The organism is Monashia sp. HAY1-2A (genome assembly GCF_056755315.1).
In genome coordinates, this window is the sequence record NZ_JBNDHY010000010.1 from 41,807 (window position 1) to 49,825 (window position 8,019).

General features: G+C 74.2%; 9 protein-coding genes. 2 read left to right on the forward strand and 7 right to left on the reverse strand.

Going from position 1 to position 8,019, the window contains the following annotated elements; translation table 11 throughout:
• The first annotated feature begins 72 nt into the window (after nt 1–72).
• Nucleotides 73–1,116: an L-glyceraldehyde 3-phosphate reductase gene (gene mgrA / locus ACPYOM_RS02850; RefSeq protein WP_481344813.1), complete on the forward strand. Its 1,044-nt coding sequence runs from the start codon at nt 73–75 to the stop codon at nt 1,114–1,116.
• A gap of 128 nt (nt 1,117–1,244) precedes the next feature.
• Here mgrA and ACPYOM_RS02855 read toward each other — a convergent pair whose 3' ends face one another.
• The 3 genes from ACPYOM_RS02855 to ACPYOM_RS02865 form a co-directional block, all read right to left on the reverse strand.
• The gene (locus ACPYOM_RS02855; RefSeq protein ID WP_481344814.1) at nt 1,245–2,036 is read right to left on the reverse strand and encodes a S1 family peptidase; all 792 of its coding nucleotides are present in this window, start codon (nt 2,034–2,036) and stop codon (nt 1,245–1,247) included.
• Between the two features lie 136 nt (nt 2,037–2,172).
• A complete protein-coding gene (locus ACPYOM_RS02860; protein ID WP_481344815.1) occupies nt 2,173–3,009 on the reverse strand; it encodes a sterol desaturase family protein in 837 nt (278 codons plus the stop codon).
• Nucleotides 3,009–3,752 carry a FadR/GntR family transcriptional regulator gene (locus ACPYOM_RS02865; protein ID WP_481344816.1) on the reverse strand — a complete coding sequence of 248 codons (744 nt, stop codon included), beginning with the start codon at nt 3,750–3,752 and terminating at the stop codon, nt 3,009–3,011. The genes ACPYOM_RS02860 and ACPYOM_RS02865 overlap by 1 nt, the downstream gene beginning before the upstream one ends.
• Before the next feature lie 84 nt (nt 3,753–3,836).
• On the opposite strand from ACPYOM_RS02865, the gene ACPYOM_RS02870 reads away from it, so the two are divergent.
• The gene (locus tag ACPYOM_RS02870; RefSeq protein WP_481344817.1) at nt 3,837–4,319 is read left to right on the forward strand and encodes a PaaI family thioesterase; all 483 of its coding nucleotides are present in this window, start codon (nt 3,837–3,839) and stop codon (nt 4,317–4,319) included.
• A 4-nt stretch (nt 4,320–4,323) separates the two neighbouring features.
• Here the strand turns inward: ACPYOM_RS02870 and ACPYOM_RS02875 are convergent, their stop codons facing one another.
• The 4 genes from ACPYOM_RS02875 to ACPYOM_RS02890 all read right to left on the reverse strand — a co-directional run.
• Nucleotides 4,324–5,526, reverse strand: a complete 1,203-nt coding sequence (locus ACPYOM_RS02875) for an XdhC family protein (protein WP_481344818.1) — start codon at nt 5,524–5,526, stop codon at nt 4,324–4,326.
• Complete coding sequence (locus tag ACPYOM_RS02880) at nt 5,519–6,646, reverse strand: vWA domain-containing protein (RefSeq protein ID WP_481344819.1); 1,128 nt, start codon at nt 6,644–6,646, stop codon at nt 5,519–5,521. The genes ACPYOM_RS02875 and ACPYOM_RS02880 overlap by 8 nt, the downstream gene beginning before the upstream one ends.
• Nucleotides 6,643–7,530 carry an AAA family ATPase gene (locus ACPYOM_RS02885; RefSeq protein ID WP_481344820.1) on the reverse strand — a complete coding sequence of 296 codons (888 nt, stop codon included), beginning with the start codon at nt 7,528–7,530 and terminating at the stop codon, nt 6,643–6,645. The genes ACPYOM_RS02880 and ACPYOM_RS02885 overlap by 4 nt, the downstream gene beginning before the upstream one ends.
• A 79-nt stretch (nt 7,531–7,609) precedes the next feature.
• On the reverse strand, nt 7,610–8,019 hold a 410-nt coding region (locus tag ACPYOM_RS02890), incomplete at its 5' end, for a nucleotidyltransferase family protein (protein ID WP_481344821.1).

An 8,019-nucleotide genomic window follows, 5' to 3' on the forward strand; every position in this document is an offset into this window, starting at 1 on the left:
CGGACGCAGACCCGGCCGCCGGACCGGGACGCGGCCTCGTCGGCGCCTGCCCCGCGGGGCAGACTGTCGCCCATGACGTTCCACGCCGACGACTACCAGGCGCTCCCCTCGCGCTACGACTCGATGACCTACCGCCGGACCGGCCGCTCCGGCCTCGACCTGCCGGCCGTCTCGCTCGGCCTCTGGCACAACTTCGGCGACGACGTGCCGCTCGAGAACCAGCGCGCGACGCTGCGCCGGGCCTTCGACCTCGGCGTCACCCACTTCGACCTCGCGAACAACTACGGTCCGCCCTACGGCAGCGCCGAGCGCAACTTCGGCACGATCTTCGCCCAGGACTTCAGGCGCTACCGCGACGAGCTCGTCATCAGCAGCAAGGCCGGCTACGACATGTGGCCGGGCCCCTACGGCCAGGGCGGCGGCAGCCGCAAGTATGTCCTCGCGTCGCTCGACCAGTCGCTGCAGCGGATGGGTCTGGACTACGTCGACATCTTCTACAGCCACCGCTTCGACGACACGACGCCGCTGGAGGAGACCATGGGCGCGCTCGACACCGCGGTGCGCCAGGGCAAGGCCCTCTACGTCGGCATCTCGAGCTACTCGGGGGCGCGCACGCGGGAGGCCGTCGAGATCCTGCGCTCCCTCGGCACGCCGCTGCTCATCCACCAGCCGAGCTACTCGATGCTCAACCGCTGGGTGGAGGAGGACCTGCTCGACGTCCTCGGCGAGGAGGGTGTCGGGTGCATCGCGTTCAGCCCGCTCGCGCAGGGGATGCTCACCGACCGGTACCTCGACGGCGTCCCCGAGGGCTCGCGCGCCTCGCAGGGCAAGTCGCTGTCGACCGACCTGCTGACCGAGCAGAACCTCAAGCACGTCCGCGCCCTGAACGACATGGCGAAGGAGCGGGGCCAGTCACTGGCGCAGATGGCGCTGGCCTGGGTGCTGCGCGACGATCGGGTCACCTCGGTGCTCGTCGGCGCCTCGTCGGTGCGCCAGCTGGAGAACAGCCTCGGCTGCCTCGACAACCTCGCGTTCACCGACGACGAGCTGCGCCGCATCGACGAGCACGCCGTCGAGGGCGGCATCAACCTCTGGAAGACCTCCAGCGCCCACTGACCCGAGCCCACCGACGACCGTTGGTCACCGAACCGTTCCGACATGCCGCGTCGACACGCGGGTGCGGCGAGGACGGCGAGGACGGTGGATCAACGGTCGTCGGTCGGGCCGAGGCGCTCCGCCTCCGCTCAGTCGAGGAAGCTGCCGACGAACGCGAGGACGTCGGGCCGGTCGACGCGGAAGACGCCGCCCGTGCCACCGCACGTCGAGTTGATCCCGAACGAGGTCACGGCCGCGACGACGTTCGAGCTGCCGAGGAAGTTCGGCCCGCCCGAGTCACCGAAGCACGTGCCGCCCGAGCTCCCGTTGTTCGACAGCAGCAGCGACTGCGGGCCGGTGAACCCGGTGTTGACCTGGAGCAGGTACGGGTGCGCCACCATGCGGATGCGCAGGGCCTGCTCCTTCCACGACGCGGCGTCCGGGAACGACTGCTGCAGGCCGTAGCCCACGGCCGTGAACGTCGTCGAGCGGCGCGGCTTGAGCGCGTCGAGCTGGTTGCTCGACGGCAGCGCACCGTAGGCCGGCATCGCCATCGGCTCGTCGAGGACGACGACGCCGACGTCGTGCAGGTAGAACGCGTCGGTGTCGAAGTCGGGGTGCGTGTACGGCGTGCCGCCGACCTGTCCCGTCGTGGGGTAGCCATTCTGCGGGCGGCCGTTCTCGACGTCGGACTGGAACCAGATCTCGACGTGGGCGGCAGGCGCCTCGGTGCAGTGCCCGGCGGTGAGGTACACCGTCGGGCTGAGCAGCGTGCCGGAGCAGCGCCAGAGCGGGTTGCCCTTGGCGTCCTGGGCGACCATGAGCCCGACGAACGGGTGGGCGTCCCCGTCGAGCGCCCCGTCGGTGATGGCGCCGGCCGGGGCCGCTGCCCCGGAGACGAGCGCGAGGGTCGCGACGAGCGCGAGCCAGAGCTTCTTCATGAGCTGACCTTTCGAGGGCTGGCACGCCGCGGCGAGCGGCGCGTCCCCCCGAGGGATGCCGCCACCGTAGGCCAGCCCGGGCGTCCGCGTCTCGCCGTTCCCGAGAGTTTCCCGGGAGTTCGGTGGGAGCCCGCCGTCAGGCGACGCCGCCGCGCGGCCGCCAGCCCGGGCCGCGGAGCAGGTACCCGACGCGGTCGCGCCACGAGGCGGCGGCCCGTACGTCCGACCAGATCGACGCGTACTCGTGCGTCGCGACGACGATGGGGTTGTACGTGCGCAGCTGCGTGGTCAAGCCGTAGAGGACGCGCTCGCCCTCGGGCTCGAAGGTGCCGAAGAGCCGGTCCCAGACGATGAGGATGCCGCCGTAGTTGCGGTCGAGGTACGCGTCGTTCGTCCCGTGGTGGACGCGGTGGTGCGACGGCGTGTTGAGGACGAGCTCCACCGGGCGCCAGAGGGTCCCGACGCGCTCGGTGTGGAGGAAGAACTGGTAGACCAGCGAGACGGACTGCTGCAGGAAGATGGCCCAGGGCGGCACCCCGAGGATCGCGAGCGGCGCCCAGAACGGCACGCCACCGAACGGCGTCCACGTCTGGCGGAGCGCGGTCGAGAGGTTGTAGCGCCGGCTCGAGTGGTGCACGACGTGGCTGGCCCAGAGGATCCGCACCTCGTGGTGCGCCCGGTGGTACCAGTAGTAGGCGAGGTCCTCGGCGAGGACGATGACGACCCACGTCCACCACAGCGCCGTGTCCAGGCGCAGCGGGCTCAGCTCGTAGAGGGCCGCGTAGACGACGAGCTGGACCGCCTTGTAGCCGACGCCGACGCCGACGCTGCCCAGACCCATGGCGAGGCTGGTGACCGTGTCCCGCACCTCGTAGCCCACGACGTCGTCGTCGGGCGCGAACCACAGCGAGGCGACCTCGACGACGATGAACAGGACGAAGAACGGGATCGCCGCGAGGATGAGGTCGATCATCACGCCCCCTCGGCCGCGCCGGCACGGACGCGGGACGTGCCGCTCTCGCCGAGCGCCTCCCAGACGTCGAGGGCCTGGCGCAGGATGGCGTCGGCGAGGCGGGCCGCCTCGTCGCCGTCGCCGGACGCGATGGCCGCCCCGAGCGGTCGGTGCGGCAGCAGGTCGGCGCGGTCGGCCGCGAGCAGCGCCTCCATGACCTCGGGCCGGGCGTCGATCGCGTGGACGAGCGAGTTGAGCGCGAGGCGGAACGCGAGGTTGCCGGACGCCTCGACCACCTCGAGCCAGAAGGCGCGGTCGGCGTCCGTCGACGAGGCGTCGTCGTAGGCGGCCGCTGCCGCGGTGACGCGCCCGCGGGCCTCGGGCGTCGCCCGGAGCGCCGCGAGCCGTGCCGCGTCGACCCCGATGCAGCGACGCATCTCCAGCCCGTCGCGCAGGACGCCGGGCTCGAGCGCGCCGCCCGAGCGGGCCAGGTGGGCGAGCAGGTCGAGGCCCGCGCTGCTGCGCACGTCGAGGACACGGGTGCCGCCACCGTGGACGACGCGGACGAAGCCCGCCGCCTGCAGGCGCTGGAGCGCCTCGCGGACCGCGTGCCGGTTGACGGCGAAGGAGGCCGCGAGCTCGCGCTCGGGCGGGAGGTTCTCGCCGGAGGCGAAGCGACGCGTCAGGACGGCATCGCGCAGCTCGGCGAAGACCTCGTCGGAGACCGACCGTCGGGCCACGGGGGTGAATCCATGCTCGTCCATGCGCGACACCCTGCCCGACGAGTGGCGCACTCATCAAGAGGTTGGACCAATTTCGCGAGGCGGTCCGCCCGGTAGGTTGGCGCCGTGCCCGACACCGACGTCACGACCCTCAGCATCCAGGAGCGGCTCTACCCGGACCTGCCCTGCTTCGGCTGCGGCCAGGCCAACGAGCGCGGACTGCGCCTGCGCAGCTACCCGCTCGGCGCGGCGGCGGCCGACGGCGTCACCGCGTCGTTCACGCCGTGGCCGGAGCACGACAACGGCCTCGGCTACCTCAACGGCGGCATCATCAGCACGGTCCTCGACTGCCACAGCGCGGCCGCGGTCATGCTCGAGGCGGAGCGCGGCGGGTGGCCACCACTGCCCGGCGCCGACCTGTCGTACGTCACGGCCGGGCTCGACGTGCGCTACCTGCGCCCGGCGCCGCTGCACGACACCGTCGAGCTGTTCGCGGCGGTCGTCCACGCGTCCGAGCCGCAGATGACCGTCGAGGTGCAGCTGCGCTGGGACGGCAAGGTGCGCGCGCAGGCCACCGCGCTGTGGAAGCGCTGGCGGCCGCGCGCCTGAACGTTCAGGTCGACGCCCCGGCGTCCGGCTCCGTGTCGTGCGCGGGATGGTGGTGGTGGATCGGGCCGGCGAGGTCGCCGAGACGCTCGCCCCCACCGCCCCACCGCAGGGCGATGATCTCGGCGGCGATCGAGACGGCGGTCTCCTCGGGCGTGCGCGCGCCGAGGTCGAGCCCGATCGGCGAGCTCATCCGCGCCAGCTCGGCATCGGTGAGGCCGGCCTCCCGCAGCCGCGCCAGCCGGTCCTCGTGGGTGCGCCGCGAGCCCATCGCCCCGATGTAGGCGACGTGGGGCAGGCGCAGCGCCACCTCGAGCAGCGGAACGTCGAACTTCGGGTCGTGGGTCAGCACCGCGATGACGGTGCGGGCGTCGACGCGCCCCGCGTCGACCTCGGCGGTGAGGTAGTCGTGCGGCCACGTGACGACGACCTCGTCGGCCCCGGGGAAGCGGGACGCCGTCGCGAAGACGGGTCGGGCGTCGCACACGGTGACGTGGTAGCCGAGGAACCCCCCGACACGGGCGACCGCGGCGGCGAAGTCGATGGCGCCGAAGACGAGCATGCGCGGCTTGGGCGCGTGCGCGGCGACGAAGACCCGCATGCCCTCGCCCCGACGCTCACCGTCCGGCCCGTAGGTCAGCGTGCCGGTCGTGCCCTGGGCGAGCATGCCGCGCGCGTCGTCGCGCACCGCGTCGTCGGCGCGTTCGCTGCCGAGGGTCGAGACGGACCGGGCGTCCCCGGCCTCCTCGGCCCCCTCGGCCTCCTCGGCCTCCTCGGCGTGGATGACGAGGCGGCGCCCGACCCGTGACGGGTCGGGGTGCTCGATGACGGTCGCGACGGCGACCGGGCGCCCCGCCGCGATGTCGGCGGCGACCTCGCCGAGCTCGGGGAAGGTGTCGCGCGAGACCTTCTCGACGAAGACGTCGAGGATGCCGCCACACGTCAGGCCGACGGCGAAGGCGTCGTCGTCGCTGACCCCGTACCGCTGCAGCACGGGCGTGCCGGACGCGACGACCTCCTGGCCCAGCTCGTACACGGCACCCTCGACGCAGCCGCCCGACACCGACCCGACGGCCTCGCCGCCGGGACCGACGAGCATCGAGGCGCCCGGCTGGCGCGGCGCCGAGCGCCACGTGCCCACGACCGTGCCCACGCCGACGGTCTCGCCGGCCGACCACCAGCGCATCAGGTCCGGGAGCACCTCACGCACGGGCCACCACCTCGATCAGCTCCTCGAACGCGGCGAGCGAGTGGCCCGCCACGAAGTCGTCAACGTGCGGCAGGGCCGCGACGATTCCCTGCTGCACCGGCTCGTAGCCGACCTTGCCGCGGTGCGGGTTGGCCCAGACGACGCGATGGGCGAGCCCGGCCAGGCGGCGCATCTGCTCGCCGAGCACCTCGGGCCCGTCGCGCTCCCAGCCGTCGGAGACGACGACGACGACGGCGCCCCGGGCCATGCCGCGCCGGCCCCACCGGTCGAGGAAGGCGCCCACGGAGTCGCCCAGGCGGGTGCCGCCGGACCAGTCCGGCACGACGCGTCCCGCGGCCGTGAGCGCGCGGTCCGGGTCGCGCTCGTGCAGGGCCCGGGTCACGTGCGTGAGCCGGGTGCCCATGGTGAACACCTCGACGTGGTCACAGCGGCGGACGTAGGCGTGCGCGAGCCGTAGCAGGCTGTCGGCGTAGGGACTCATCGAACCGGACACGTCGACGAGGAGCACGACGCGTCGGGCCCGGACTCCCCTGCGCCGGTGGCGGATCCGGCCCGGCTCACCCATCCGGCGCAGCTGTTCGCGCAGCGTCGCCGGGCCGTCCACCGTGCCCGACCGCGCCCGCACGTGGCGTCGGGCCCGCCGGCGCGGGGACCGCGGGTCGAGCGCGTCGAAGAGCCGCGCCGCGGCCGCGCGCTCGGCGGCGCTCAACGTGGCGAGGTCCCGGTGCCGGAGCACCTCGGTGTCGCTGGCGCGGGCCCGGACCGTGTCGCCGGCCGACGAGTCCTCGCCCTCGGTCTCGGCACCGAGCGGCGCCCGGCGCACCGGCGGACGGGCGACATCCGCGCGCGAGCCCCGGCGCACCTCCTCCGGGCCGAACCAGCGCTCGAACACCTCGTCGTAGACCGGGAAGTCGGCGGGCACCGACGTCAGCGTGGCCCGCCCGGCCCAGTAGACGCCCGTCCGCCGCGCGACGCCGACCGTGGCGACCGCCACGAGGAAGGTGCGCTCGCGGTCGGCGGTCACGGCCAGTCCCGCCGCCCGCAGGGCCCGGGCGAAGCCGAGCAGCCACGCGTCCGGCGGCGCCTCGGCCGGCCGGTCGGCGAGCGCCCCCGAGGTCATGCCGTGAGCAGCCTGTCGAGCGCGGCGCGGACCCGCTCGGAGTCCTCGCGGTACTTCAGGGCGGCACCGAGCGTCGCAGCAGCCACCTCGGTGTCGAGGCGGGTGGCGCCGACGGCCTCGAGGGCGCGGGCCCAGTCGAGGGTCTCGGCGACGCCGGGCACCTTGATGAGCTCGCCCGACGCGCGCAGCCGCTGGACCACGGCCACGACCTGGCCCGCCAGCGCCTCGGACACCTCGGGCAGCCGGGACCGCACGATCTCGAGCTCGCGGGCCAGGCCGGGGTGGTCGATCCAGTGGTAGAGGCAGCGACGCTTCAGCGCGTCGTGCAGCTCCCGGGTGCGGTTGGAGGTGAGCACGACGAGCGGCGGGGTGGCGGCACCGATGGTGCCGAGCTCGGGGACGGTGACCTGCCACGTCGAGAGCACCTCGAGCAGGAACGCCTCGAACTCGTCGTCGGCGCGGTCGATCTCGTCGACGAGCAGGACGCAGGGCGCCGAGCGCAGGGCCTCGAGGACCGGCCGCGCGAGGAGGAACCGCTCGTCGAAGAGCTCCTCCTCCAGGGTCCGGGCGTCGCCGCCCGCGTCGCGCGAGACCGCCTCGACGGCCCGCAGGTGCAGGATCTGGCGCGGGAAGTCCCAGTCGTAGAGGGCCTGGGTGGCGTCGATGCCCTCGTAGCACTGCAGCCGGATCAGCCGCAGGCCGAGCGCCTCGGCGAGGGCCTCGGCGAGGGCCGTCTTGCCCGTCCCCGGCTCGCCCTCGAGCAGCAGCGGACGCGAGAGCCGCCCGGCCAGGAAGGTGACGGTGGAGAGCGCCTCGTCGGCGAGGTAGCCGGTGCGGGCGAGGGCCGACGCGACGTCGGCGGGGCTGGCGAGGGCGGGCTCCATGCCCCGAGCATCGCCGATGAGCGGCCCCGGTGGAAGCGGGGCGGGGCGTCGACGGCCCGGCAGCTGCCGGGGAACGGCGTCAGGGGCTCGCGTCGAGCTCGCTCCAGGTGTCGGCGTCGCGGCCGGTCGCGAGGTCGCCGCACTCGACGAGCTCGTGCGCGTGGGTGCGGAAGTGGTCCCGCGCGCCACGGTCGCCCACCGCGGTGGCGACGACGCTCTCCCAGTGGTCGCGACCGATGAGGGCCGGGTGGCCGGGCACGCCGTCGTAGACGGCGCGGCGCAGCACCGCCCGGCGGTGCCCGTCCGCGGCGTCCGGGGCCAGGGCGTGGCCGGCACCGACGACGGTGCCCTCGTCGGCGCCGAGGACGCGGGCGACGACCTCGGCCGTCAGGTCCGGCAGGTCCACGAGGCTGACGAGGACCGCGTCGACGACGCCGGCGCCCTCGTGCGCGGCGCGCGCGAGGCCGGTGAGCCCGGCCCGAAGCGAGG